Source organism: Erythrobacter mangrovi (assembly GCF_013260645.1).
GTDB lineage: Bacteria > Pseudomonadota > Alphaproteobacteria > Sphingomonadales > Sphingomonadaceae > Qipengyuania > Qipengyuania mangrovi.
On the sequence record NZ_CP053921.1, the window covers coordinates 2219616 to 2246259 of the forward strand.

Here is a 26644-nt window from a genome sequence, read left to right on the forward strand (position 1 = left end):
GTTGAATTCCTTGCCTATTGTTGGGTTCGCGCCGCGCTGCGAGCCGGTGTGCGAAGCGAGGATTACTCCGCCGCTTCGCTCACCCGCTGGTCGCCCTTGGCCAGCATGGGCGCGAGGTACTGACCCGTGAACGAGCGCGGCTCTTTCGCCACCTGCTCGGGCGTGCCTTCGGCCACCACCTCGCCGCCGCGCACGCCGCCTTCGGGCCCCAGGTCGAGGATCCAGTCGGCGGTCTTGATGACGTCGAGGTTGTGTTCGATCACCACCACCGAATTGCCCTGGTCGACCAGTCGCTGGAGCACTTCGAGCAGCTTGCGGACATCCTCGAAATGGAGGCCCGTGGTCGGCTCGTCGAGGATGTAGAGCGTCTGCCCGGTGCTGCGCTTGCTGAGTTCCTTGGCGAGCTTCACCCGCTGCGCCTCGCCGCCCGACAGCGTGGTCGCCTGCTGGCCGACCTTGACGTAGCCCAGCCCGACTTCGTTGAGCATGTGCATCTTGTCGCGGATCGGGGGGACGGCCTTGAAGAACTCCTCCGCATCCTCGATCGTCATGTCGAGCACGTCGGCGATGCTGAGGCCCTTGAACTTCACCTCCAGCGTTTCGCGGTTGTAGCGCTTGCCGTGGCATTCCTCGCAGGTGACGTAGACGTCGGGCAGGAAGTGCATCTCGATCTTGATCAGCCCGTCGCCCTGGCACGCCTCGCAGCGGCCGCCCTTGACGTTGAAGCTGAAACGCCCGGGCTTGTAGCCGCGCGCCTGGCTTTCGGGGAGGCCCGCGAACCAGTCACGGATCTGGGTGAAGGCGCCGGTGTAGGTGGCGGGGTTGCTGCGCGGGGTGCGACCGATCGGCGACTGGTCGATCTCGATCACCTTGTCGCAATATTCGAGCCCGCTGACCTTGTCGTGCGCGCCCGCGACCACGCGCGCGCCGTTGAGGTGGCGCGCGGCGGAGGCATAGAGCGTGTCGATGGTGAAGGACGACTTGCCGCTGCCCGATACGCCGGTGATGCAGGTGAAGGTGCCCAGCGGGATAGAGGCGGTGACGTCGCGGAGGTTGTTGGCGCGCGCGCCGTGGACGGTGAGCTTGTGCCCGTTGCCCTTGCGCCGCTTGGCCGGCACCTCGATTGCGCGCGTGCCGTTGAGATAGGCGGCGGTGAGCGAAGCCTTGGACTTGAGCACCTGCTTGAGCGTGCCTTCGGCGACCACCTCGCCCCCGTGCACGCCCGCGCCCGGGCCAAGGTCGACCACATGGTCCGCCGCGCGGATCGCGTCCTCGTCATGCTCGACCACGATCACCGTATTGCCGAGATCGCGCAGCCGCTTGAGCGTTTCAAGCAGCCGGTCGTTATCGCGCTGGTGCAGGCCGATGCTCGGCTCGTCGAGCACGTAGAGCACGCCGCTGAGGCCGCTGCCGATCTGGCTGGCGAGGCGGATGCGCTGGCTCTCCCCACCCGACAGCGTGCCGCTGGTGCGATCGAGGTTGAGGTAGTCGAGCCCGACATTGTCGAGGAAGCCGAGCCGCTCGTTGATCTCTTTCAGGATCGCGCGGGCGATCTGCTGCTGCGTATCGGTGAGCTGGTCGGGCAGCGCGAGGAACCACGCCTTGGCGTCGGCCACGCTCATCTTGGTGGGGGTGGCGATATCGGTCGCCCCCTTGCCCTGGCCGACCTTCACCGCCAGCGCCTTTTCATTGAGGCGCTTGCCGTTGCAGGCCTCGCACGGCTGCGCGGTCTGGAACTTGGCCAGTTCCTCGCGCATCCACGCGCTCTCGGTCTGCAGCATGCGGCGGTTGAGGTTGCCGATCACGCCCTCGAACGGCTTGTTGACCGTGTATTCCTTGCGCCCGTCCTTGAAGGTCAACGGGATTGCGCGACCCTTGGTGCCGAACAGGATGAGGTCGCGGATCTCGCGGTCGAAATCCTCCCACGGGGTTTCCAGGCTGAACTCATATTCCTTCGCCAGGCTGGCGAGCACCTGCATGTAATAGGGCGACGGCGGGTTGGACTTGGCCCAGGGCACCACCGCGCCCTTCTTGAGGCTGAGCGCTTCGTTGGGGACGACCAGCTGCGGGTCGAACAGCAGCTTCTCGCCGATCCCGTCGCAGGTGGCGCAGGCGCCCTGCGGCGCGTTGAACGAAAACAGCCGCGGCTCGATCTCTTCGATGGTGAAGCCGCTGACCGGGCAGGAAAAGCGCTCGGAGAATACGATGCGGTTGGCGGGGATGCCCGCGCCCTTCATCGCCCCGCCCGCTTCGCCCTCGCCCTCGCGCCCCGGCACCACGCCGTCGGCCAGGTCGACATAGGCCAACCCCTCGGCCAGCTTGAGCGCCTGTTCGAAGCTGTCGGCAAGGCGGGTCTCGATCCCTTCCTTCACCGCGATACGATCGACCACCACCTCGATGTCGTGCTTGAACTTCTTGTCGAGCGCGGGGGCATCCTCGATCGCGTAGAACTCGCCGTCGATCCGCACGCGGGTGAACCCGGCCTTCTGCCATTCGGCCAGCTCCTTGCGGTATTCGCCCTTGCGCCCGCGCACCACCGGCGCGAGCAGGTAGAGCCGCGTGCCTTCAGGCAGCGCCATCACCCGGTCGACCATGTTGGAAACGGTCTGCGCCTCGATCGGCAGGCCGGTGGTGGGCGAATAGGGCACGCCCACCCGCGCCCACAACAGGCGCATGTAATCGTAGATCTCGGTCACCGTCGCCACGGTCGAGCGCGGGTTGCGGCTGGTGGTCTTCTGCTCGATCGAGATCGCGGGGCTGAGCCCGTCGATATGCTCGACATCGGGCTTCTGCATCATCTCGAGGAATTGGCGCGCATAGGCGCTCAGGCTCTCGACATAACGCCGCTGTCCTTCGGCATAGATGGTATCGAAGGCGAGCGACGACTTGCCCGAGCCGCTAAGGCCGGTGATCACGATCAACGCATCGCGCGGCAGGTCGATATCGATACCCTTGAGGTTATGCTCGCGGGCGCCGCGTACTGAAATCTGGGTGAGTGCCATGAGGCGCGTTGTTCCGGTAATGTTCGCATTCGTCAAGGGGCCTGGACGCGGCATCCCCGTCGCCGCTGCGATGTGGGGTGCACCGTACGGATTGCAACGCGCCAATTGCCCCCGTGAAGTCTGCGGATGCAGCGCGGAGAGCCCGCGCTGCATCCGCCTTCGTGACTGCACCGTTTACCGCAATGGGCTGGAGTTTGTTAGCGATGCCGGCACCAAGCTGCGCAAATGCATGGGAAGGGTCGCGGTATCATGAGGAAACATCTATTCGTCGGCGCGGTCGCGCTGACCGTCACCTGCCTGCCGGGCACTGCCCTGGCGGATGACCCCAGGGATCCGAAAATGCGCTCGGCCGAGGCGCGAGCCCGCGATGCTGTGGAGATCCGCAGGCTCAACCAGGAGCAATTGCGCCATGTCCAGCGCCGCGATGCGCGATTGGCGAAAGGCTGGCAGGAGTATCGTGATTACCCTGCGGCACAGGCCGACTACGAACGCAAGATGGCCGAATGGCGTCGTGCAGTGGAATTATGTGAAAGCGGCAGCCACGAATACTGCGCGCGCTGACGGTTAATTTACAATTTACTTTATTTGAATCGAGGCGCACACTGCCCCGATGATCTGCCTGTGCCAGGCAGATCATCGGGGGAAGGCACAGCACGGTCCGAACCGCATCAGCGGCGACCGGATGCATTCGCTACCCAGACCCTCCGGACTTCGGGTTTCGCAATCGATAGGCGCGCGATGCCGGGTGGTCCCTTGCCCCAGCGTGCGCCCGTGCAGGCAGGGGACGGGAGACCCACGATGGAACAGAAAACAGCCGAACTGGTGCAAGGAACCGATCTCAAGGATCGCAAGCTCAAGCTTACCGTCACGCCGACACTGGTGTGGAATGGCACCAATCCTCCCGACATCACTGCGACTATCGAATTCTCGCAGGATAATGACGATACCGATCCCCCCATGCCGGGCGTGGTCGATCCGACCACCGGCAAGATCGACATCTCAGACATGCCCGTCAACGACAAGTACACGGACAATATCGACATCACGATCAAGCTGGATGCCAGCAAGATGAAGAATGCCGACGGGACGAAGCTTACCGGTAAAGCCCGCTGGGCGGAGGCCGACGAAGGGCCATATCAATGGAATGGCACCAGCGGCGACCTCGGCTTCGGCTGGTTCTGCCAGATGAACGCCAGCCCGCCGCCGCTCTACAATCCAATTCCGCCGGCGACGATCCCCAACATGACACTCACACGCAAGGACGACACCACACTGGAGATCGACGACAACACGCCCGACAATTCGCCAGAATATGCGTTTTGCGTCGCCTTCGTGCTCGAAGGATACAACAACTACTACATTAGCATCGATCCGATCCTCACCACGAAAAACACCGGAAGCAACAGCTTCATGCTGAAGAATTGAGTTAGCGCTCGCTCAGATAGGCGGGGTGCCGATAGCCCCGCCTGTCCAGCCTTGCGGCATACTCGGCCGCTTTCTGCTTGTTGCCGAGACGCCGCCAAAGAAAGAACTTTTCTGGATCGGCAACGATCGAATCCGGGACTTGTGCAAGAGCCAATTCCCACAATGCACGAGCTTCCTTAACCTGCCCCAATTCGCGCTTCAGATCTCCAGCAAGGCGATAGAGTCGTGTGCGCTGCAGCGGCTCAAGCGCCGACCCACGTGCATCGATCCACATCAAGGTGCTTGGAAGTGAGCGGCTGGAACTGCGTAGGTTGCCACCAGCCATTGCCAAGAACATGTGGGCCTGCATCGAACGGGCTCGAAAATTATTTGTCCAAACGGTATTGGATGCGTCCGTTGCGATCATCGCCGCAAGCAACCTGTCGGCCTGATCAAGCATTTGGCGTGCTTCAGCCGGTCGGCCGGTAAGGATCAAATTCTGCGCCTGGTTGAATCTTCCCCCAACCTCGGTCTGTTGCCATTCGGTGTTGTCCGGCTCAAGTAGTCGCAATTCGCCATTTAGCTCCAGCGATTGCCCGGTGGACTCAATGGCTCCTGCTAGATTGCCCGCAAATAGCTGGTTCTCTCCTAAAAACTGCAGCGCGACTGACAGCCGATTCTTTGCCAGGGCATTTGAAGGATCGCGTAGCAACAAGTCCCGATAGATGGCGATCTCGCGTCGAAAGAGTTTCAGGGCCTCTTCGTACTTGCCCAGTTCGCCCTTCACCTTGCCCAACCAATTGACGGTGGCGCCGATCTCGACTTGCCGATCGGCACTGAACGGCTCACTCGCCGCAACCGCATCGATTTGTACCAAAGCCGACGTAAAGGCTCGCTCCGCTTCCGCATCACGGCCGAGTTCATCGTACATGACGCCGAGATTGGTTTCAGCGTAGCTACTTTCCATACGCCATTCGGGCTTGTCTGGATTGAGTTCGTTGAGCCGATCGGCCAGCCGCTTGTACTCGCGAAATTGCGTTTCAGCGTTCTCCGTCTCGCCACGCCCGTAGGCGATCGCTCCGACCCAGAACACGCTCTGCGCATGGTCGAAGATGCGCTGTTCGTTATCCGGATCGCGAGCGAGTTGTTCCTTGGTCGTCGCGGCAGCTTGCGTGAACGCTTTCAGCGCCTCCTCGCTGTCCCCGCGCAGATTTGAAATCTCGCCCACCAGCAACAACGCCCGCGCACGGCGCCCGAGCGCATCGGCGTCGAGGCTGGCAAGCTTCTGTCGCGCATAATAGTCGAGTGCGCGCGTGCCCACCACGTCGAGCGCATCGAGCCTCCCGACCGGTTCGAGTTTTTCGCGCAGGTCGGTAAGCATGAATTCAATCAGTCCGTCCGCCTCGGCCCTCTGGCGCTCGGCTTCGTTGCGGGCCTGCACCGCGACCAGCGTCAAACCGCTCATCACCAGTGCCAGCGCCAGCGAGGCACCCGCGATGATGCGGGTGCGCACAAGGCGGCGGCGCTCTTCGCGGTTGACGAGCTCGTCGAGCCCCACACCCAGCATCGCAGCGGCAAGCTTGAGCTTGGCCCTGCGCTTGCCATCGCCAGTGTCGCGCGCATCGGCGGCCAGCGGCATGTCGGCGAAGCGGTCGGTGACTGACAGGTTGCCGTCGACCTCGTGGGTCAGCGCCTTGGGAAAGCATTCGGCCTCGTCGCTGCCGGGCTCGCCATCGACGATCAGCGCCAGCACCTTGCGGGGATCGCGATGTGTCTTGAACCAGGCGATTTCGCGATTGACCCATTCCGACTTGGCCGAATTGGGCGAGCAGATGACGATCAGGAATTCCGAATTGGCCAGCGCAGTTTCGACCGCCGTCCCGATGCTCGCGCCGGCGGCCTCCTCCTCACGATCCTTGAACAACGGATGAAGCCGCGCGGGCACCGGCCCCGCAGAGACCTCCTTGCCCACAAGTGCCGTCGGAGTACGATAGGTTTCGATCGCATGGTGGAGCCAGTTGCCCCACTTCGCGTCGGCCCAGCTATAACTGATAAATGCCTTGTAGCGAAATTGACTCACTGCCGGCCCCCTCCGGAGTTTGTGCAAGCGAACCCTAGCATGGGCAGAGCGAGAGATGAAACGATCCGCAATTGAGAGTGGGTCACGCGGGTCGGTCGGGGAAAATTGTCTAAATCCCGTTCGGCCATTTGCAGGCTTGGTACGAAGCGCTAGGTGCAGGCTGGATTAAGGAGCGTCGGCGCACTGCAGTGCCCGAATCGCCATTGCAGACAAAGAAGGACGATTTTCATGAGGGTGTCCCACGTAGCGGTCGCAGGCCTGGCCGCCACTTTCCTTGCCTCTTGCGGTGGGGGCAGCTCGAATGGGGGTGGCGGTGGCAACAACCTGCCGGTGCTGACTGTCACACTCTCGGAAGCCGAGCAAACCGTGACGGTACCCGACGGCGGTTCGACCACCTTCGGCTTCGGCGCCAGCTATACCGGCACCTCAAGCGAACCGATTATCGCCGATGTGGTCATCAACGCAGAGCGCTACCGCCTCGTCGGCACGCCGACGGGATCGGGGACCAGCTTCACCGTAAACCTCGAGACTATCCCCTTCTCGCCCGGCGGGCTGACTACCAGCAGTATCTTCTTCCGCCTGTGCGCCGATGAGGACTGCGAACGGATCTACCCTGGCTCGTCCGCAGCCTACACACTCAATCTCGATATCCAGGTCGCGGATTGGGAGACCGCGCAGCGGCTGGCCGATCACCGCGGCTACGTCAACGTGAACTACAAGCGAGAAGATATCGTACGCCGGTGGCAGTATACCGCTGCCGACGGTTCCAGCTTTGGCGCTGCAGCAGCGGGGCGGGGTCGCACCTTCCTCACCGAACTTGCGGCGGACGGCAAGTATTACGCGGTATCGCTCAATACCTCGTCGGGCACGCGCAATTGGCGGATCGACATGGGCACCGACGTGTTGAGCGACCCGGCTTATCGCGACGGCAAGGTTTATTACACCAGCACCGCTGCCAGCGGGACCAAGACCCCGATGGTGGTCGATGCCGTGGATGGCACCGCAACGACCCTGCCTGCGTACAATGCGCCGGCAGGAGAGATGAACCAGCCGGTTCCCTACATGGATGCGCTGTTCCTGATCGCCGGCGCCAACGGCATGGTCGCGCACGCCTACGACCTCGTAAACGGTACGCTCGCCTGGCAACGAGACTTCGGTGGTGCGATCATGCAGAGTGCCGCCGTCGCGGTCGACAGCTCGTCGGTCTATGCCTTTGCCGGGCCGACGATCGAGATCCTTTCGCGAACGACCGGCAACCCAACCGGCTCGCTCGCTAACCCCGAGTTTGCGGGCGGCGCGCAGTATGCCGCAGCACCGGTCCTCGGACCTGACTCGCGGCTCTTCGCCTTTGCCCTCAGCAAGTCCTATACCGACGCCTCCCCCATTTCCGCCTGGTCACTGACCAGCGGGAACAAGTTGTGGACCAGCGCCGCGAGCTACTCGGCCTATCCGGTTTATGGGCAGACCCTGCTGTTCGCGATCAACCCCGCCGAGCGTCGGGTCGACGCATTGCAACCCGATACCGGCGCGGTAGCCTACTCGATCGCCATCCCTGGCACCGGCGCACTGACTGGCAGCGTAGTCAGCACCCGGTCGCATCTGTTCGTTTCGACCGCGAGCGACAGCTACGCTTTTGACCTCAACTCAGCCACGCGCGCCCAGGACTGGACAGCGGCAGTCGGCGGAAGGCTGGCGATCACGCCCGACAACCAGCTCATCATTTCCTCAGGCACGCGAGTGACGTCCTACCGCCTGTGGTAAGTCAAAGTGCCGCCGGTCGGCGATCTGGGCAGAAATAGCCCTTCGCCGACCGGTGGGCGTAGTTTGCCGAAAAACCTGCCCTTGACCGCATAACTATGTATGACGCCCCGGTGCCAAAGAAGACACAGGGGTAGACTTGATGCGCCGTACTATTAGTTCCAGCCGCGCCGCCGTTTCGGCGCTCGCACTTTCACTGACATTCCTTGCCGCGCCCTCCTTCGCCGATGAGCAGGGCAACAGCGCTGCCGGCGACGAGCATACGATCGTCGTGACCGGCCAGGCCAAAATCGGCGAATACGGGCTCGACCTGACGGCCGGCGATCCTTCCGCGGATCCGGGCGACGACTTCGAGCGCTTTGCATCCGGCGCATGGATCGACCGCACCGAAATCCCCGGCGACCGTCCCTCGGTCGGTTCCTTCAACAATTTGCGCGAAGACGTGACCGAACAGGTCAATGGACTGATCACCGAAGCTCCGACAACCGCCCAGTACGGTGCACTGTACAAGACCTTCATGGACGAAAAGGCGATCGAAAAGGCGGGCCTCGCGCCGCTCAAGCGCGATCTCGCCAAGGTCGATGCGATCCAGGACAAGGTCGCATTCGCCCGCTTCATGGGTTCGACCTATGACAAGTTCGGCGCGACGCTGTTCGGAACCGGGCCCTATGCGGATCCCGACGATCCGACGGTGAATTCGCTGTGGATGTTCTCGACCGGCCTCGGTCTTCCCGAGAAGGACTATTATTTCAGCGACAAGTTCTCGGCCCAGCGCGGCGCCTATCTGGACTATCTCGAGCGCACCTTCCGCGCAATCGGCGTGGCCAATCCGCGCGAAGCCGCGAGCCGCGTCTTCACCTTCGAGACCTACATTGCCGAGCTCAACTGGGACGTAGAACAGAAACGCGATATCGCCGCCATCAACAACCCGATGTCGAGCGAGGAACTCGCCGCCTATGCCCCGGGGATCGACTGGGATGCCTTCTTCGAAGGCAACAACGTTCCCCCGCAGAAGCGCATCATCGTAACCGATAATACCGCAGTGAAGGCGATCGCGGCACTCTATGGCAGCACCGATCTCGAAACACTCAAGCTGTGGCAAAAGGCGCAGGTCGCGCACCAGGCTTCACCCTATCTCAACAAGAAGATGGTCGACAGCCGGTTCGAGTTCACCAGCAAGCTTTCAGGCGTCAGCGAACAGCGCGCCCGCTGGAAGCGTGCGGTCGACCTGATCAACGGCCAGCTCGGCGAGCTGGTCGGCGAAGCCTACGTCGGCGAATACTTCCCGCGGATCGCCAAGACCCGGATGGACGAGCTGGTCGGCAACCTCAAGCTGGCCATGGCCGACCGTATTCGCGGCAACGATTGGATGAGCGAAGCGACCAAGACCGCCGCTCTCGAGAAGCTCGAGAAGATGGAGGTTATGGTCGGTTACCCCAAGGAGTTCCGCGACTATTCGGAGCTCCCGGTTAGCGAAACCAGCCTCTACGACAACATGGTCGCCGCGACCAAGTTCAACGCCGACTATGCGATGAGCGACCTCGGCGAGCCGGTAGATCGCAGCAAGTGGGGCATGAACCCGCAGACCGTGAACGCCTACAACGGCGGCCTCGAGAACAAGATGGTCTTCCCGGCCGGCATCCTCCAGCCGCCCTTCTTCGACCCTTGGGCCGACCCGGCGGTGAACTATGGCGCGATCGGCGTGGTTATCGGCCACGAAATCAGCCATGGCTTCGACGATCAGGGCCGCAAGATCGACGCCAACGGCGCGATCAAGGACTGGTGGACCGCTGAGGACAACGAGCGGTTCAAGGCCGAGTCCAAGAAGTTCGGCGACCAATACGCCAAGTTCGAGGTCGTCCCCGGCGCCTTCATCAACCCCGAGCTGACCATGGGCGAGAATATCGCGGACCTGGCCGGCGTGCTGGTGGCCTTTGACGCCTACCACAAGTCGCTGAACGGGCAGGAAGCTCCGGTGATCGACGGGCTGACCGGCGACCAGCGCTTCTTCCTCGCCTATGCGCAGGTATGGCGGGCCAAGGCGCGGGAAGACGCGCTGCGCAACCAGGTCACCACCGACCCGCACAGCCCGGCGCGCTACCGCACCATCGCCCCGCTGCGCAACGTCGACGCCTGGTACGAAGCTTTCGGCATCACTCCAGATGACGACATGTACATCGCGCCCGAGGACCGCGCACGGATTTGGTAATCCTGTAGTTGCACAAGTAGCGAGCGGTGCCTGGAGCACTCGCTCGCTACTTTACGCTCGAGAAAATTGTTAACGAATCCCACCTAACGTAGAATAAAGCCCTTTAATTCAGGGGATTTATTTCGCTGCACGTGGAAACTTCCAGTCGCCTAAAACCCCGAGCATGCTCCGAACTTGCCTCAGCGGGCGAGGTCGATCCCCATGAAGTGCGCCGCGAGGCAGTACTGTCCATGCTTGAGAGGGAGCGGCACGCGTTGAGCGCAAGCCTGCTGGGCATAGCAATACTGACGGTCAGTATTGTCTCCATCCCGGCGCGGGGAATTCTCGGGTGGTTCCTCGCTGCCCGCGTTGCATCCTTCCTGTTCACCCGCTGGTCGGCCACGCGGCTCGAAGCCAAGCTGGACGCGCGTCGGCCGCTCGATCGTGCGGAGCAGGTTCTGTTCACATCCATGGCCGTCGCGGGTGCGACACTGGGGCTGCTGTTGTGGCCTGCCCCGCCCGGTGCACCGCTTGCAGCGATCGCGACGATCCATGTCGCCGTAATGTTGGTGATCACGCTGATCGCCGTCACGCTGGCGGCCTTCCCTGGACCACGCGACGCCATGCTCGCCAGTTTCTGGATCGTCACCTGCACCATCGTGCTTGCGCATCCGGCCAGGTTCGACCCGGTATTCGTGCTCGTCTCCACGGTATTCGTAGTGGGCGTGCGGGTCTATGCAGCCAATACCGGCGTCCATATCGTCTGCGCGGCGCGGACGCTGGTCGAGAATCGCAAGCTAGCGGAAGAGCTGGCTGAGGCCCTGGCCCATGCAGAGTTCCTCAGCTGGCGCGACCCGCTGACAGGCCTGTTCAACCGGCGCAGGCTGTTCGAGGAACGCCAGGCACGAACCAATGACGCGCCGCGCCACTTGCTTGCCGTCGATCTCGACCGCTTCAAATCCATCAACGACCAGTTCGGCCATGCGGTCGGCGACCACGTGCTGATCGCTGCCGCCGATGCCGTTCGTGAAGTCCTGGCTCGGCGGGCCGAGACGGGCGAGCATCAGGCCTACCGCCTCGGTGGCGAGGAATTCCTCGTGATCGTCGAGGGCGTCGATACAAGGATCGCGGAAGCCATGGCCGAGGAATTGCGCCACGCGATAGCCGCCATCGGTGGGCACCTAGAGACGCAGCAGCCCCTGTCGGTCACGGCTTCGATCGGCCTGACACAATGGTGCATGGACGAAGAGCTCGACGACGCGCTGCTTCGTTCGGACATGGCTTGCTATGATGCCAAACGCCAGGGCCGCAACCTTGTCCGCTGCACCGCCTGACAGCCTGCCATGCGGCGTCCGTGGAAGACCACAGCCACAAGGTTCAGGCCACACTCAAAGCGATGAAAAGCGGCAGAATCCGCCAAGACCAAGCCTGTTCCGTCTGGTGATACGATAGCGATTGCCCTATTTGAGTAGCCGTGGGGTTACCGTTATGACCTTGCATGGGCTGTGGGGGTCGTAGCGCATGGATGCGCAGGATTGGTTCGGTTTCCCGGAACGGGACGAGGATTGGCAACGCGAAGCCTGGCGTGAGACCGTGCGCGCCGTTGTTGTTACCGAACAGCGCGCCTTCATCGCCAATGTCCTGGCCTGGTTGGGCATGTGCGTCGCGGCATGGTTCATGTCCAATCCTGCGGCATTCATTCTACCGCTGACCATGCGGCTGCTGGCGCTCTCAGGCTCTCGCCTGTCCTGGAACCACATTCGCCGCCGGCTCGATCGTGGCCAACCGCTCGAACCGGCCATGAAGATTCTGACGGTGATGCTGTTCTTCGGTGGGATGAGCTGGGCATTCCTGCTGATCCCCCTGATCGACGAGCCGGCAGCCCATCCCGCACGCATGGTGATCGGCGGGGGAACCCTGATTGCGGTCGCCATGATTACCAGCATGATCGCGCCGCTGAGAACTGCGACAATTGCCTACGCCGGGGGTTTCGCCTTGACGATAGGCGCGGGGCTGCTCCTTGCCCCGGCAGACCTGGCCCTGCCGGCCGCCGCAGGCTTGTCGATGCTGTTCACGGCCATCCTGATCTATGCCTTCGCCAATGCCCGCCAGCGCCAGTTCGCTGCCGACATGCTGGTGGAGAACCGCCGTCTCAGCGAAAGACTGACCGAGGCCCTCGCGCATTCGGAATTCATGGCGGTACACGACCCGCTGACGGGCCTGTTCAATCGCCGCGCCCTGTTCGAGCGCGGACTGGTCGATCGCGCCACCAACGATCGCGCGCACCTGCTCGTCGTCGACCTCGATCATTTCAAACAGCTCAACGACTCCTATGGCCACGACATGGGCGACAAGGCGCTGATCGCCGCAGCGGCGCTGATGCGCGACGCACTGCGCGCCCATTCCCCGGGTGAACATTTCGCGGTCCGTCTGGGCGGCGAGGAATTCGGCGTCTTCCTCGACGAAGCGGATGAGGAGCGCACACTGCAATTTGCCGAAGATTTGCGCGAGGGGCTCGCCCGGCTCCATGACGAATTGGGGCTGCCCCAGGGTGCGACCAGCGCCTCCATCGGTGTGGCGCAGCACCTGCGCGGGGAAGCGGTCGCAACCAGCCTGCTCAGGGCCGACGCAGCGATGTATGACGCCAAGGCCGAGGGTCGCAATCGCGTTCGCCGCGAAGATCGCTGACCTGTCGCCATGCAACACCGGCTTTTCGTAGGATTGCGCCCACCACCAGCGATCCGTGCGGCCCTGATCGGCGAAATGTATGGCGTCGACGGCGCACGGTGGCAGGACGATGCCCAGTTGCACCTGACCCTGCGCTATATCGGCGAAGTCGATGGCCGCACTGCCGAAGACCTCGCGCGGGAACTGGGCCGGATCACCGCCCCTGCATTCACGCTGCAGTTGCGTGGGACCGGTGCCTTCACGAAGAAGGATCAGCCGCACACACTATGGGCGGGAACCGGGGCCTGCGACGCGCTCGATCGCCTGCAGCACAAGGTCGAACGCGCCAGCCAGGCGGCCGGGATCGCGCAGGAACCGCGCAAGTTCGTCCCACATGTAACGCTTGCCCGGCTGAACTCGCGGAGCGGATCGCCGATCGCCTTCCTCCAGCGAACCGCAGGTCTGCAACTGGACGAATGGGCGGTCGAGGAGTTCACCCTGTTCGAAAGCCACCTGCGGCCCGAGGGATCGCTGTACGAACCCGTCATACGCTACGCGCTGGACGCCGCAGGGTAGGTTACCAGGGGTTGGCTTCGACGAACCGCCGACTCTCCCCGACCGAAAGCATTACCGGGCTTGCACATGCGCCCGTGATCCTTTCCATACCTCGCCGTTTCATTGTGTGGGCGCAGACTGCGCCCCTCTAAACGGATGGAGAGATCATGAAGGCCCATATCCTGGCCACCGCCGCATGCCTGGCGCTCGCGCCCTTTGCCGCAGCTCCGGCGATGGCGCAATCGACCGACCGGGCGGCGCTCGAATGGGACGCACTCTATTTCGCCAACGATAGCACCCTGCCATTCCACGCGCCCGATTTCACCAAAATCACGCCCGAAGTGATGGAAGTGGCGTTCGAGAAGGCGATGGCGATCCACAATGGCGAGATCGCAGCTATCAAGAACAATCCCGAAGCACCCAGCTTCGACAACACCATCGTAGCGCTCGAGACCTCGGGTCGCATGCTCAACCGCGTGGCAAGGGTGTTCTTCGCGCTGACCGGTGCGAACACCAACGACGCGCTCGACGATATCCAGACGAGGATCAGCCCCAAGCTGACCACGCACGGCGATGCGATCACGCTCGACCCAGTGCTCTTCGCCCGCGTGAAGGCGGTCTATGACAATCGCGCGGCGATGACCATGACTCCCGAGGATGCTGCGCTGCTCGAGGATACCTATGAGGGGATGGTCCATGCCGGCGCGCTGCTGACCGCGGCGCAGCGCGAGCAGGTCAAGCAGCTCAACACCGAGCTTTCGAAGACCACCACCCAATTCGCCCAGACCGCGCGCTCGGCGATGTCGGACCAGCCGCTGATCGTCGACACGCGCGAAGAGCTGGCGGGCCTCTCGGACGCCGATATCAAGGCCGCCGCCGACCTTGCCGCGAGCAAGGGCCACCCCGGCAAGTTCGCGATCGCGCTGCAGAACACCACCCAGCAGCCGCTGCTGCCCAGCCTGACCAACCGCGCCACGCGCGAGAAGCTGTTCCAGCTTTCCTTCCACCGCGCCGATGGCCAGCGGGCCGTGGACACGCGCATGCTCGCGGCCAAGATCGCCAAGCTGCGCGCGGAGAAGGCGGCGCTGTTCGGCGCGCCCGACTGGGCGACCTACGCGATGTGGGACCGCATGGCGGAAAAGCCCAAGACCGCGCTCGACTTCATGCAGCAGATGGTTCCCGCCCTCGCCGCCACGCAACGGCGCGAAGCTGCCATGCTCAACGAAGCGATCAAGGCCGATGGCGGCGACTATGAAGTCAAGCCGTGGGACTGGTATCGCTACGCCAACCGCATCAAGGCCGAACGCTACGATCTCGACCAGGACAAGGTCATGGAATATTTCCAGATCGACCGCGTGCTGGAAGACGGCGTGTTCTACGCCGCGAACAAGCTCTACGGCCTGAGCTTCAAGAAGCGCTCCGACCTGCCCGTCTACCACCCGGATGTGAGCGTCTACACGGTCTATGACCGCGACGGTTCGGAACTGGGCCTGTTCTATTTCGATCCCTACCAGCGCCCGTCCAAGCGCGGCGGTGCGTGGATGTCGAACTTCGTCGAGCAGAGCCACCTGTGGAACACCAAGCCGGTGATCTACAACGTGCTCAACATCTCCAAGGCAGCCGAAGGTGAAGTGCAACTGGTCAGCTTCGACAATGTCGAAACCATGTTCCACGAATTCGGCCACGCACTGCACGGCTTCTTCGCCGACCAGCGCTATGAAAGCCTTTCGGGCACCGCCGTGGCGCGCGACTTCGTCGAATATCCAAGCCAGGTCAACGAGATCTGGGCGACCTGGCCCGAAGTGCTGGCCAACTATGCCAAGCACTACAAGACGGGCGAGCGGATCCCGGCCGAGATGATCGAGAAGATCGAGGCTGCGGGCAAGTTCAACCAGGGCTACGATTTCGGCGAAACCGTGACCGCGGCATTGCTCGACATGAAGTGGGCCGCGCTGTCGAAGGAAGAGGCAGCAGCTATCGACACGCCCGAGAAGGTCGATGCCTTCGAACGCAAGGCACTGGGCGAACTCGGGCTGGAGATCGACCTGGTCCCGCCGCGTTACCGCACCACCTACTTCAACCACATCTTCTCCAGCCCGGCCGGTTATTCGGCAGGCTACTACAGCTATCTGTGGACGCAGATGCTCGACCAGGACAGCCGCAAGTGGTTCCGCGACAATGGCGGGCTGACGCGCGCCAACGGCGACCACTATCGCGCCACCGTGCTGAGCCGCGGCGGGACGATGGATTACTTCGAGATGTTCCGCAATTTCGCGGGCCGTAACCCCGACGTCACCCCGATGCTCGAGGCCCGCGGGCTGACTGGTGGCGAGGGCGCCGAGTAATCAGCGAGTAATCAACGCCCGGTGGTGCGGTTCGCCGACCCACCAGGCCGCGACCTTCCAGACGCGCTCGATCACCTGTGGGTCGAGCGCGTTTTCGCATACCCCGTCGGCGGCAATGCCCCCGCGGTCGAGGACGACCACACGGTCGGCATGGTTCATCGCATGGGCCAGGTCGTGCAGGACGAGGACCACCCCTGCCCCCGCATCGGCTGCCGCACGCAGGTGGCGCAGCAGCGCCAACTGGTGCGCCAGGTCGAGCGCAGCGAGCGGCTCATCAGCCAGGATCCAGCACGGCTCCCCGGCAAGCACGCGGGCCAGCAGCACCCGCGCGGTTTCGCCGCCTGACAGCGATTGCGCACGGCGATCCGCCAGGCCCGCAATGTCGAGCGCCGCCAGCGCTACATCGACCGGTTCGGTGCGATTGTCGCCATGTGGCATGCGCCCCAGTGCAACGATGCTGCGCACGGGCACGTCCCACACGATCTCGTGGGCCTGCGGCAGGTAGCCCATCGCTTTCGCGCGCTCGCGCGGCAGCATTTCGGCCAAATTGGCCTCGCCGAGCATGACGTGCCCTCTGTCGGGCTCCAGCAATCCCGCCAAGGCTTCGAGCAGCGTCGACTTGCCCGCACCATTCGGCCCGCAGATGGCGGTGATGGTGCCGGGCTCGAGCTCGAGTGAGACCTCGCGGAGCCGCTCGGAGACGGCCAGGTCGTGCGCCGACAGGATCATGCGAGCCCCCTGCGCATCCGCAACAAGAGCCACAGGAAGAAGGGCGCGCCGAGCAGGCTGAGCGCAATGCCCAGTCGCAACTCGGTCACGAGCGGCAGCACACGCACAACACTGTCGGCGACGAGCACCAGCAAGGCGCCGGCCAGCGCGCTTGGAATGAGTAATTGTGAGGGACGCCGATCGGTCAGCGGGCGCACCAGATGCGGGACGATCAATCCGACGAAACCGATGATCCCAGCCACAGCTACACTGGCCCCCACGGTCAGCCCGATCCCGGCGATCAGCAACCACAAGAGCCGATGTGGATCGACACCGAGCGAGCGGGCCACCGGCTCGCCCAAGGTCAGCGCGTCGAGCGCCTTCCCACTGCGCCACAGCAGTGCCACACCCACCGCCACGAGCGGTGCGGCAAGCCATACTTCACGCCAGCTGCGATCGGTCAGCGCGCCGTTGAGCCATGTCACGATCTCGCTCATGGCAAAGGCGTTGGGAGCCATGCTGATTGCGAGCGCCGTGAGCGCCCCGGCAAGGCTCGCGACCATCAGCCCCGCAAGCGTGAACAGCGCGATACCGCCGGTGCGGCCCGCGATCGCGGCCAGCAATGCCATCGCTCCGCCCGCCCCGACCAGCGCGAATAGCGGGAGCAGGTAGGGCGAGGCCGCATAGCCGAACCACAGTGCGACCACCGCCCCCAGCGCCGCGCCCGGGGCGATACCGAAGAGGCCGGGATCGGCCAACGGATTGCGCAGATAGCCCTGCATCGCCGCCCCACTGGCGCCCAGCCCCGCCCCAACCACGATCGCCAGCACGGCACGCGGCAAGCGCAGTTCGGCAAGGATCAGCGCAGCATTGGGTGTGGTTGCCGGATCGAGCCAGACCCGGCCCGCCAGCAGTGAAAGCGGGATCGCCAGCGCCAGCAACAGCGCGAAGATCAGCGTGGCGCGGTTCATGAAACCGACCGCCGGATTTCCGCCAGCCGCTCTGCTGCGCGGATGATCGTTGGGCCGCCGCAATAGATCAGGCGCGTGTCGAAGGCTGCGCGACGCATTTCCGGCAATTGATCGAGTACGGGGTGGCGCTGGCCCACCTCGCTACCAGCCACCAGCAGGAGCTGCGGCGGATCCGCCACCACCTGCTCGAGTGAAAGGTAGTCGGCCTGCGCCATGCCGCGCGCTTTGCCGTAGCTGGAATAGCCGGTGCGACGCAGCAGGTCACTCACCAGCGAGGTCTCGCCCGGGACGATCCCCCCGGGTTGCCACAGGGCCGCCTCGACCGACACATCCTGTGGCCGCGCGGCTGCGAGCGCTGCCTCGATACGCTCGATCAGCGCTTCACCTGCAGCCGGATTGCCCACCAGCCCAGCCAGTTCACGCACCTGTGCTTCGCTTTCCGCAACGGTGCCGGCACTGCCGTAGGACGCGACCCTAAGACCGAGCCGCTCGAGCCCCGCACGCGTCGCCGGATCGAGGAAGCTCGATGCCACGACAAGATCGGGGTCGAGCGCGAGAATCTCCTCCACCGTTCCCCCGGTCGCAGCGAAACGTGCTGCGGCGGCCGGCTCCATTGAGCTCGCCTTCGGATCCTTGCTGTAATGCGAAATCGCCAGCAACTGCCCCGGCGCAGCAACCTCTGCCAGTATCGCGTCGGTGCAGGGATTGAGACTGACCACGGTCGGCTGCCGCGTATCGGGCGCCCGCGCCGGCCCCTGGCCCGCACATCCGGCGAGCATCAGGACCAGCGCGGGCAGCAGTCGGATCACATCCGTACCCTTACCCCGGCGAACACGCCGCGTCCGGGGGACGCATAACCGCTCGCGGTCTGGTAATCGTCGTCGAACAGGTTCTCGACCCGCCCGTAGATTTCGACACCATCCGAAACCGGCATGGATGCGCGCAGGTCGAAGACTTCATAGCCATCCAGGCGGGTGAAGTTGCCTGCATCGTCATAGCTTCTTCCGACGAGGCGCAGATCCGCACCGAGCTTGAGCCCGAACGGCGCTTCATAGTCGGCAAATAGCGTCGCAAAATGGCGCGGGCGACGGGCTAGGTCATTGCCCGTCGTGCGATCTTCTGCATCGACGAAGCTGTAGACGCCCGACAGGCGCAATCCCTCGGCAACGTCGAAACCGGCCTCTGCCTCGATACCCTGCGCGCGGGCACGTGCGGTGTTGTCATAGAAACCGAATGGGCGGGCATCGCTGAAGGCGAAGCTGATCAGGTCTTCGCTGTCCCGACGGAAGGCGGTCACCGCAAAATGCGTGTCGCGCCCACGCTCGCCGTGCTCCACACCGAAATCCACGCTGGTGCTGACTTCAGGCCGGAGCTCCGCGTTGCCGAAGAAGGAATAGAGCTGGAACAGTGTGGGCGCCTTGAAGCCCTCGCCCACGCTCGCCCGAACTCGCCAGTCGCCGCCGATGCGGTAGGAAATATCCCCGCCGAAGCTGGCATGCGATCCGAAGAGCTCGTGATCGTCGACCCGCCCGCCGGCGTGGACGGCAAGACCTCCGAGCACCCAGCCGAGCTGGATGTAGCCACCGGTAATATCAACCGAAGCCTGGGTGTCGAAGGTGGTGACGTAGTCGGACCATTCGTGCTCACCGCCAAACGCCACGGTCAGCCCGCCGATCGCGCGATATTCGCCGCGCAGCTGGATGCGTTCGGAATGCCCGTCGCTGGCAAAGCTCACCGCACCATCATCGTCGAGGTTATCGCGCTCGGTATCGGAGAGGCTGTAGGCCGCGCGCAGCGTCCAGTCGTTACCGTAATAGCTTATTCCGACATCGCCCCAATGGCGGCGGGTTTCCTGCGTTTCGAAGGTGTCGGCCAGCACGAAATCGGGAGCCGGGAAACCATCGATATCGAGATCGCCCTCGCTCCAGTTCGCATGGGCAAACAGCTCAAGCTGCGGAGTGATGTCGACGAAAGCCGATCCGCCCAGCACGACCTGTTCGAAGCCGTCCGGCTCCGAGCCCGAAGCCGCGGCCGAAAAGCCGTCTGTGCGGTACCATGAGCCGGTCAGGCCGACAAAATAACCATCGCTCTTCAACCCGCCTGCCGCGCTGGTGAACAGCGAATCGCGCGAACCGTATTCGACATTACCGCTGATCCCCGCTTCGCCGCGGGTCGAGACATCGACCACGCCGCCGATCGCATCGGAGCCCCAGATCGTGCTGTTCGAGCCGCGCAGGATATCGAACTTGCCCGCCGTCCCCAGCAACAGATTGCCGAAGTCGAATCCGCCTCCGGGCGCCGCCGGATCGGAAACTCGGACCCCGTCCACCAGCACCAAGAGCTGTTCGGACGACGCGCCCCGCACGTTGACGCCAGCAAAGCTGCCGACACCGCCATTGCGGGCGAGCGAGACGCCCGGCGTACGCCGCAGCACGCGCTCGACGTCGGCTCCCTGGACGCTTTCGATCTCGCCACGATCGATGATCGTCACGGCCTGCCCGGTGTTGCCGATATCGGTACCCAGACCGTTGGCGGTGACGGTTATGCTCGATGCCGGGTCGTCGGCTTGGGGCGCAAACGCCTCATCCTCAGACTCTTGGGCCAAGACGGGCGTCGAAAGAAGCAAAGCAGTCAGAAAGAACAGATATTTGGACACAAAACCTCCTGTCAAAAGCGAACGTCGCTCATGACGGGAAGGAGCGGAATTGCTCGCATCCACGTTTGCCATCGGTACACCCCGCCCGCGGCCGAACGACGCGCATAGGCAGGTCTCCTGGCTCCCGGATCATCACTCTTGCACCGCCTTCCCGGGCACCGGCCCAGTGGCATGTGGCACAATCGCTCCCCGGTCACAGTTGCGGGGGCAGCGAGGGCATCCAACCCTCTTCCCTCTTCGGGCCTGCGCGAACAGGCCAACCCATGACGCGCGGGCGCTCTAACCAAGGATCGGGCCCGGCACAAGCACGGGGTTCCTTACGCATTGCGCGTTAAGCCGCGGGCGAAGCGGCGTCCCGTACCGGGACCGCGGGCGCGATCGACTCCCGCATACCATTTGCCCGGGCTAGGGGTTGGCAGGACTGGAAGAGTGCAGTTGGACCAGGTGGACGGCAGCTTAGGAAGGCAAGCAACGGCCCAACGCCGGGGCGCGGGATCGCGCGCGCGGCGCAGCGCCCAGCGCCGCAAGGGTCGCCGCCAGCTGGCAAGTCGGCTTGCCATTCTCGCGTCCGCAATCGCCGTTCCCACGGTCGCCGCGCAGGGCGAATGGAGCGTGCTGAGCCAGGCGATCGGGCTGGGCGACGAACGCGCTCAGCTCATCCCCATGCCCTTCGAAACCGCCGGGGAGAGCTTTCCTGGCTCGGCATTCTATTATCTTGAAGACGCCCCGCGCCTGACCACCGATCTTGCGGCGCTGCGCGAGGATAACGATACGCTGGAAACCGTGCAGTTCGCCGAAAGCCACGGCGCAGGCGCGACGGCGCAGGCCTTCCGCGCAGCAGGGAGCGGGCTCGACAAGGCACGGGCGCTGCAATGCCTGTCGATGGCGGTCTATTATGAAGCGGCCAGCGAGAGCTACGCGGGCCAGCAGGCGGTGGCGCAGGTCGTGCTCAACCGCGTCGCGCACCCAGCCTACCCGGCCAGTGTCTGCGGCGTGGTATTCCAGGGCTCGGAGCGCAAGACCGGCTGCCAGTTCACCTTCTCCTGCGATGGTTCGCTTCGGCGGACCCCATCCCGGCAAGGTTGGTCCCGCGCACAATCGGTAGCCCTGGGCGCACTGGCGGGCGAGGTCTACCGCCCGATCGGCCGGGCGACGCATTACCACACCAATTACGTGAACCCCTATTGGGCGGCGAGCCTCGATTACATCACCAGCATCGGCGCGCATCGCTTCTATCGCTGGAAGGGTGGTGCGGGCAGCGCTGGAGCCTTCAGCCAGGGTTACGCCGGATATGAACCGGCCGCCGCAGCACCTTCCGTCCGTCGCGCCGAAACCGAGACTCCCGGTCCTGTACGAGCCGTTCCTCCGCCGCCCAATTCGGCGCTGGGGATCGGCGGGCATCCCGACATGCCGGTCGGCGCACCCGCTCCGGCCGCAGTCCCGGCAAGCCAGCGCAGTGGCCTGCTGCCGCAATCGGGCCGCGTGAGAGACGAATACGCGAACAGCGGGCGATGGATCCGCGAGCCAGGCAAGAGCGACTGACGCAGGCCCAGCACTATCAGTGCTTTACCACTTTACAACCATGCTACGGAACCGAAGCTTAGGTGCCCCGGACTATCAGGTGCATTGTGCCTTCGAGGCGCAACGGGATCACCAGAGGAGTCGCCCTTGTCCGTCCATTTCGCCGCTGCCCGCTCAACTTCCCATTCGCCGATTGCGCGTGCACTGGCGAAGAAGGCCTGCGCTCGTGCCGCGAATGACAATGGAGATGCCGCACGCATGGCGGCGGAGGCTTCGTCCTTCGATCACATGATGCGCGCGGCCCTCAAGCATTTCGCCGAACACGGCATGGGCGCGGCGGAAGCAGCCCGGCGGCAGGCCGAACAGGCCCATTTCACCGGAGACGTGGCTGGGTACGAGTGGTGGCTTGGCGTGTGTCGCACGCTCGATCGGAGGTTGGCAGATAGAGTCCAGCGGCGTCTCGCCACCCGGGACATGCTGATTTACTGAAGTTTGCATAACAAGTCATTGCAAACGGGTGCGAACCCTTATGCGGCGTTAATAGAAAACTGAGGGTTTTCCCTTAGTGTGCCGCGCAATGAAGAAGCATGAGATCTTCTTCGGGTTGCACCGCTCTTCAAAACTGGAGGGTGTTGAGGATCGCCTGACGGAAAGGGCGCGGGGCGCTCTCGTCAAGTCGGTGTACGCCCGGCCTACGACCCTGATTCTCGGGGCCCTGAATGGCGTGCTCTCCAGTACGGTCGTTGCCTTTCACACCGAAGACAAGCTGTTCTTCGCCCTGACGTTCCTGCTGAGCTCGATTGCGCTCCTGCGTGTCGTCACGGCGATGCACCTGCGCCAGAACATGCTCGGCACCTCGCCTCGCAAGGTCGACGTCGCTTATATCTTCGGGGCCCTGGCCTACAGCCTTGTCTTGGGATTGATCGCCGCGGCCACCATCGCCTTTGAGCTGCCGCCCATGGCGCAGGTCCTGATGATCGCCAATGCACTGGGTTATGGGATCGGAAACTGCGCCCACAACGGCGGGCGTCCTGCCATGGCCCTGGGCCAGCTGGTATTCGTCTCGACGCCCGTCTTCCTGATGTCTCTGACAAGCGGATCCGCGCTCGGCATCTTCCTGGCCATCAACATCGCGGTGCTCATGCCCGCAATGATCGTCGTCACGCTCTCCCTCTTCAGGGTATTGCGCGAATCCATCGAGGCAGCCGAACAGAGTGCACGCCTCGCTACCAAGATGGAACTGGTCGCGCTGACCGACCCAATCACCGGACTCGCCAACCGGGCAGGACTGGATCGCCGCCTTCCCGAGATCCTCGAGGCTGCGCGTGAGAAGACACAGGTCGCGGTGTTCTGGATCGATCTCGACCGCTTCAAGGACGTCAACGACTACCGAGGCCACCAGGCAGGCGACCATGTCCTGCGCGAGATCGGCAGCCGTCTGCGGGGACTGATCGATGGCCGCGGCATTGCGGCACGCTTCGCCGGGGACGAGTTCGTCGTGGCCAGTCCCGTCAACAATCACCGGTCGGCATCGGCTCTGGCCAATGCGATCCTTTCGGCGATAACCCGACCGATACGCATCGACGGCGACAGGATCGACATGGAAGGTTCGATCGGGATCGCGCTGCTTCCCGATGATGGACTGACCGCATCGACCCTGCTGAAACGGGCCGACCTGGCACTGTTCGAGGCGAAGGCGGACGGACGAAAGCAGATCCGCTTTTTCGACTCATCGATGACCCGCGACCTTGCCCGTCGGCGCGAGATCGAAGTCGAACTGCGCAAGGCCCTGCGCGATGACCAATTGTCGGTCTATTTCCAGCCGATCATCGATCTGCAAACCGGGCGGATCCGCTGCTTCGAAGCCCTGGCCCGCTGGTTTCACCCGATGCGCGGCGAAATCCGTCCCGACGAGTTCATTCCCATCGCGGAAGATTCGGGCGCGATCGTAACTCTCGGCAATTGGCTGACCGCCAAGGCCGCCCGCGCGGCGGCCACTTGGCCCGAAGACGTTCGCATTGCCGTCAACCTCTCGCCGCTGCAGATCAAAGTGCCGGGTGCCGCCGTCGGCATCCTCAGCGCCATCCGCGAGGCCGGACTGGCACCCGAACGCCTCGAGCTGGAAGTGACTGAAAACCTGTTCCTCGAGGACAGTATGAATATCGCCCTGTTCATAGAAGAACTCTCCGAGGCTGGCGTTCGCTTCGTCCTCGACGACTTCGGAACCGGATATTCCTCGCTCGGCTACATCAACCAATGGCCCTTCTCGAAGATCAAGGTTGACCGCAGCTTCGTGTCGGGTGGCCAGGCGGGGACCAAGAGCGATGCGATCATCCGCGCCGTGTCCCAGATGGGCCGATCGCTGGGAATGGAGATCGTCGCCGAAGGGCTGGAAACCATCGACCAGGTTCGCGCCGTGCGCGAAGCGGGGTGCACGCATGGCCAGGGGTATCACTTCAGTCGCGCCATCCCCGATTACCAGGCCGCGCTGCTGCTCGCTGAGGAGCACGACACGCTCCCCGAGGAACTACACCAGCGTCTCGCGGGTTGAGATTTCAGTATACTGCTGCATCGTGAATAGCTGGGCGAAACGACACACCCAGAAACCACTATTGCAATTGCGAACCATTTGCAGAAATACTTGGAACCTCCGGCCAATTGCCGGTTGCATTCACCTGCCCGCAGGCCTAGGGCGCTCTTCGATGTGACCGGGTGCCGTGCCGCCTTGCGGGACAATTGGCGCGGCCCGAATTTCGGTCAGGGTTTCAACGCGGTCCCGCGGCAGGAAAAGGACCCTCCCCCTGATGGCACGCAAGAAGATCGCCCTCATCGGTTCCGGCATGATCGGCGGAACCCTCGCTCACCTCGCGGCGAAGAAGGAAATGGGCGACATCGTCCTGTTCGACATCGCTGAGGGCATTCCGCAGGGCAAGGCGCTGGACCTGTCGCAGTGCGGCCCGGTCGAGGGCTTCGACGCGAAGATCACCGGCACCAATGACTATGCCGACATCGCCGGTGCCGACGTGGTGATCGTCACCGCGGGCGTGCCGCGCAAGCCGGGCATGAGCCGTGACGACCTGCTGGGCATCAACCTCTCGGTCATGAAGGCGGTCGGCGAAGGCATCAAGAACAACTGCCCCGACGCTTTCGTGATCTGCATCACCAACCCGCTCGACGCGATGGTCTGGGCGCTGCGCGAATTCAGCGGCCTGCCGCACAACAAGGTCGTCGGCATGGCCGGCGTTCTCGACAGCGCGCGCTTTGCCACCTTCCTCGCTTGGGAGTTCGGCGTTTCGGTGAAGGACGTAAACGCCTTTGTGCTCGGCGGCCACGGCGACACCATGGTTCCTGTCACCAGCTACACCACGATCAATGGCATCCCGGTCAAGGATTACGCCAAGATCAAGGGCATCAGCGAAGACCGCATCGATGCGATCGTCCAGCGCACCCGCTCGGGCGGCGGCGAGATCGTCGGCCTGCTCAAGACCGGTTCGGCCTATTACGCCCCGGCCACCAGCGCGATCGCCATGGCCGAAGCCTATCTCGGCGACCAGAAGCGCATCCTTCCCGTCGCGGCCTTTGTCGAGGGCAAGTATGGCCTCGACGGTCTCTATGTCGGTGTCCCCGCCGTGATCGGCGCGAACGGCATCGAGGACGTGGTCGAAATCGCCCTGTCGGACGAAGAAAAGGCCAACCTCAAGGTCTCGACCGACGCGGTCGAGGAACTGCTGGTGGCCTGCAAGGCCCTCGACAATTCGCTCGCCTGAGCAACCCTTCATACATTGATTTTCAAGGAGAGGCTTACGTGAGCATCCTCGTCGACAAGAATACCAAGGTCATCACCCAGGGGATGACCGGCGATACCGGCACCTTCCACACGCAGCAGGCGCTGGCCTATGGCACGCAGATGGTTGCGGGCGTCACCCCGGGCAAGGGCGGCAGCGAGCATATCGGCCTGCCGGTGTACAACACCGTCGCCGAAGCCAAGGCTGCGACCGGCGCGACCGCATCGTGCATCTACGTCCCGCCGCCATTCGCCGCGGACTCGATCCTCGAGGCGATCGATGCCGAGGTCGAACTGATCGTCTGCATTACCGAGGGCATTCCAGTGCTCGACATGGTGCGCGTGAAGCGCGCGCTCGACGGTTCGAAGTCGCGCCTGATCGGCCCCAACTGCCCCGGCGTGCTGACCCCCGGCGAATGCAAGATCGGCATCATGCCGGGCTCGATCTTCCAGAAGGGCTCGGTCGGCGTCGTTTCACGCTCGGGCACGCTGACCTATGAAGCCGTGCACCAGACCACCATGGTCGGCCTGGGCCAGACCACCGCGGTCGGCATCGGCGGCGACCCGGTCAATGGCACCAACTTCATCGACGTGCTCGATCTCTTCCTCAAGGATGACGAGACCAAGTCGATCATCATGATCGGCGAAATCGGCGGCAGCGCCGAAGAAGAAGCCGCCGAATTCATCGCCCACAAGGCGAAGCAGGGCATCAAGAAGCCGATGGTCGGTTTCATCGCTGGGCGCACCGCCCCTCCGGGCCGTCGTATGGGCCATGCCGGTGCGATCGTTTCGGGTGGCCAGGGCGGCGCCGAAGACAAGATCGCCGCGATGGAAGCCGCGGGCATCCGCGTGTCTCCTTCGCCCAGCGAACTCGGCACCACGCTCGACGCGCTGCTGAAGGAACTCGTCTGAACGACAATTGCGGACAGGACACCTCCTCCCCGGGAGCCTTCCGCGTCGTTCGAGCATTGGTTTAACGAGCCGACAGTGGGTCGGCGCAGAAGG

19 protein-coding genes and 1 riboswitch are annotated in these 26644 nt (G+C 63.7%); of the genes, 13 read left to right on the forward strand and 6 right to left on the reverse strand.

What is annotated here, in order from left to right; genetic code table 11:
• Positions 1-62 precede the first annotated feature (62 nt).
• Positions 63-3002 carry an excinuclease ABC subunit UvrA gene (gene uvrA / locus HQR01_RS11255; RefSeq protein ID WP_173214954.1) on the reverse strand — a complete coding sequence of 980 codons (2940 nt, stop codon included), beginning with the start codon at positions 3000-3002 and terminating at the stop codon, positions 63-65.
• A 249-nt stretch (positions 3003-3251) separates the two neighbouring features.
• Between uvrA and HQR01_RS11260 the strand changes: the two genes are divergently transcribed.
• Both HQR01_RS11260 and HQR01_RS11265 read left to right on the forward strand, forming a co-directional pair.
• Positions 3252-3563, forward strand: a complete 312-nt coding sequence (locus HQR01_RS11260) for a hypothetical protein (protein ID WP_173214955.1) — start codon at positions 3252-3254, stop codon at positions 3561-3563.
• Between the two features lie 237 nt (positions 3564-3800).
• A complete protein-coding gene (locus HQR01_RS11265) occupies positions 3801-4427 on the forward strand; it encodes a hypothetical protein (RefSeq protein ID WP_173214956.1) in 627 nt (208 codons plus the stop codon).
• A 1-nt stretch (position 4428) separates the two neighbouring features.
• Here HQR01_RS11265 and HQR01_RS11270 read toward each other — a convergent pair whose 3' ends face one another.
• Positions 4429-6486, reverse strand: coding sequence for a toll/interleukin-1 receptor domain-containing protein (locus HQR01_RS11270; protein ID WP_173214957.1), 2058 nt, complete (start codon positions 6484-6486; stop codon positions 4429-4431).
• 228 nt (positions 6487-6714) lie between these two features.
• Here HQR01_RS11270 and HQR01_RS11275 point away from each other — a divergent pair, with 228 nt between their 5' ends.
• The 6 genes from HQR01_RS11275 to HQR01_RS11300 all read left to right on the forward strand — a co-directional run bounded on the left by HQR01_RS11275 (position 6715) and on the right by HQR01_RS11300 (position 15999).
• Positions 6715-8247 (forward strand): outer membrane protein assembly factor BamB family protein, encoded by a 1533-nt coding sequence (locus HQR01_RS11275; RefSeq protein WP_173214958.1) that lies wholly within the window; start codon positions 6715-6717, stop codon positions 8245-8247.
• Between the two features lie 139 nt (positions 8248-8386).
• Positions 8387-10453, forward strand: a complete 2067-nt coding sequence (locus tag HQR01_RS11280; protein WP_173214959.1) for a M13 family metallopeptidase — start codon at positions 8387-8389, stop codon at positions 10451-10453.
• Positions 10454-10707: 254 nt separating this feature from the next.
• Positions 10708-11766, forward strand: a complete 1059-nt coding sequence (locus HQR01_RS11285; protein WP_173214960.1) for a GGDEF domain-containing protein — start codon at positions 10708-10710, stop codon at positions 11764-11766.
• A 187-nt stretch (positions 11767-11953) separates the two neighbouring features.
• Positions 11954-13120, forward strand: coding sequence for a GGDEF domain-containing protein (locus tag HQR01_RS11290; RefSeq protein ID WP_173214961.1), 1167 nt, complete (start codon positions 11954-11956; stop codon positions 13118-13120).
• A gap of 9 nt (positions 13121-13129) precedes the next feature.
• Positions 13130-13675, forward strand: a complete 546-nt coding sequence (thpR, locus tag HQR01_RS11295) for an RNA 2',3'-cyclic phosphodiesterase (protein ID WP_173214962.1) — start codon at positions 13130-13132, stop codon at positions 13673-13675.
• Between the two features lie 146 nt (positions 13676-13821).
• A complete protein-coding gene (locus HQR01_RS11300) occupies positions 13822-15999 on the forward strand; it encodes a M3 family metallopeptidase (RefSeq protein WP_173214963.1) in 2178 nt (725 codons plus the stop codon).
• Here HQR01_RS11300 and HQR01_RS11305 read toward each other — a convergent pair whose 3' ends face one another.
• Genes HQR01_RS11305 through HQR01_RS11320 form a run of 4 tightly spaced genes read right to left on the reverse strand, consistent with a single transcriptional unit; the run spans position 16000 to position 20283 of the window.
• Positions 16000-16728, reverse strand: coding sequence for an ABC transporter ATP-binding protein (locus tag HQR01_RS11305; RefSeq protein WP_173214964.1), 729 nt, complete (start codon positions 16726-16728; stop codon positions 16000-16002).
• Positions 16725-17678: a FecCD family ABC transporter permease gene (locus HQR01_RS11310; protein WP_173214965.1), complete on the reverse strand. Its 954-nt coding sequence runs from the start codon at positions 17676-17678 to the stop codon at positions 16725-16727. The genes HQR01_RS11305 and HQR01_RS11310 overlap by 4 nt, the downstream gene beginning before the upstream one ends.
• The gene (locus HQR01_RS11315; protein ID WP_173214966.1) at positions 17675-18487 is read right to left on the reverse strand and encodes an ABC transporter substrate-binding protein; all 813 of its coding nucleotides are present in this window, start codon (positions 18485-18487) and stop codon (positions 17675-17677) included. Before HQR01_RS11315 ends, HQR01_RS11310 begins: the two co-directional genes overlap by 4 nt.
• Positions 18484-20283, reverse strand: coding sequence for a TonB-dependent receptor plug domain-containing protein (locus tag HQR01_RS11320; protein ID WP_234030146.1), 1800 nt, complete (start codon positions 20281-20283; stop codon positions 18484-18486). Before HQR01_RS11320 ends, HQR01_RS11315 begins: the two co-directional genes overlap by 4 nt.
• Before the next feature lie 141 nt (positions 20284-20424).
• Positions 20425-20614, reverse strand: a riboswitch (cobalamin riboswitch).
• A gap of 149 nt (positions 20615-20763) precedes the next feature.
• Between HQR01_RS11320 and HQR01_RS11325 the strand changes: the two genes are divergently transcribed.
• From HQR01_RS11325 to sucD, 5 genes are all read left to right on the forward strand, one after another.
• Positions 20764-21876 carry a cell wall hydrolase gene (locus HQR01_RS11325; RefSeq protein ID WP_234030147.1) on the forward strand — a complete coding sequence of 371 codons (1113 nt, stop codon included), beginning with the start codon at positions 20764-20766 and terminating at the stop codon, positions 21874-21876.
• 126 nt (positions 21877-22002) lie between these two features.
• Positions 22003-22344: a hypothetical protein gene (locus HQR01_RS11330; protein WP_173214968.1), complete on the forward strand. Its 342-nt coding sequence runs from the start codon at positions 22003-22005 to the stop codon at positions 22342-22344.
• An 88-nt stretch (positions 22345-22432) separates the two neighbouring features.
• Positions 22433-24406, forward strand: coding sequence for a putative bifunctional diguanylate cyclase/phosphodiesterase (locus HQR01_RS11335; protein ID WP_173214969.1), 1974 nt, complete (start codon positions 22433-22435; stop codon positions 24404-24406).
• 253 nt (positions 24407-24659) lie between these two features.
• Complete coding sequence (gene mdh / locus HQR01_RS11340) at positions 24660-25622, forward strand: malate dehydrogenase (RefSeq protein WP_173214970.1); 963 nt, start codon at positions 24660-24662, stop codon at positions 25620-25622.
• 38 nt (positions 25623-25660) lie between these two features.
• On the forward strand, positions 25661-26551 hold the full coding sequence (gene sucD / locus HQR01_RS11345; protein ID WP_173214971.1) for a succinate--CoA ligase subunit alpha: 891 nt from the start codon (positions 25661-25663) through the stop codon (positions 26549-26551).
• Positions 26552-26644: the final 93 nt, after the last annotated feature.

Excerpts from the sequence above, each read along its gene's own strand:
- HQR01_RS11280 (WP_173214959.1), top strand. The coding sequence starts at position 8,387 with ATGCGCCGTACTATTAGTTCCAGCCGCGCCGCCGTTTCGGCGCTCGCA.
- HQR01_RS11260 (WP_173214955.1), top strand. The coding sequence starts at position 3,252 with ATGAGGAAACATCTATTCGTCGGCGCGGTCGCGCTGACCGTCACCTGC.
- mdh (WP_173214970.1), top strand. The coding sequence starts at position 24,660 with ATGGCACGCAAGAAGATCGCCCTCATCGGTTCCGGCATGATCGGCGGA.
- HQR01_RS11335 (WP_173214969.1), top strand. The coding sequence starts at position 22,433 with ATGAAGAAGCATGAGATCTTCTTCGGGTTGCACCGCTCTTCAAAACTG.
- uvrA (WP_173214954.1), bottom strand. The coding sequence starts at position 3,002 with ATGGCACTCACCCAGATTTCAGTACGCGGCGCCCGCGAGCATAACCTC.
- HQR01_RS11305 (WP_173214964.1), bottom strand. The coding sequence starts at position 16,728 with ATGATCCTGTCGGCGCACGACCTGGCCGTCTCCGAGCGGCTCCGCGAG.
- HQR01_RS11265 (WP_173214956.1), top strand. The coding sequence starts at position 3,801 with ATGGAACAGAAAACAGCCGAACTGGTGCAAGGAACCGATCTCAAGGAT.
- HQR01_RS11275 (WP_173214958.1), top strand. The coding sequence starts at position 6,715 with ATGAGGGTGTCCCACGTAGCGGTCGCAGGCCTGGCCGCCACTTTCCTT.
- HQR01_RS11300 (WP_173214963.1), top strand. The coding sequence starts at position 13,822 with ATGAAGGCCCATATCCTGGCCACCGCCGCATGCCTGGCGCTCGCGCCC.
- thpR (WP_173214962.1), top strand. The coding sequence starts at position 13,130 with ATGCAACACCGGCTTTTCGTAGGATTGCGCCCACCACCAGCGATCCGT.
- HQR01_RS11310 (WP_173214965.1), bottom strand. The coding sequence starts at position 17,678 with ATGAACCGCGCCACGCTGATCTTCGCGCTGTTGCTGGCGCTGGCGATC.
- HQR01_RS11290 (WP_173214961.1), top strand. The coding sequence starts at position 11,954 with ATGGATGCGCAGGATTGGTTCGGTTTCCCGGAACGGGACGAGGATTGG.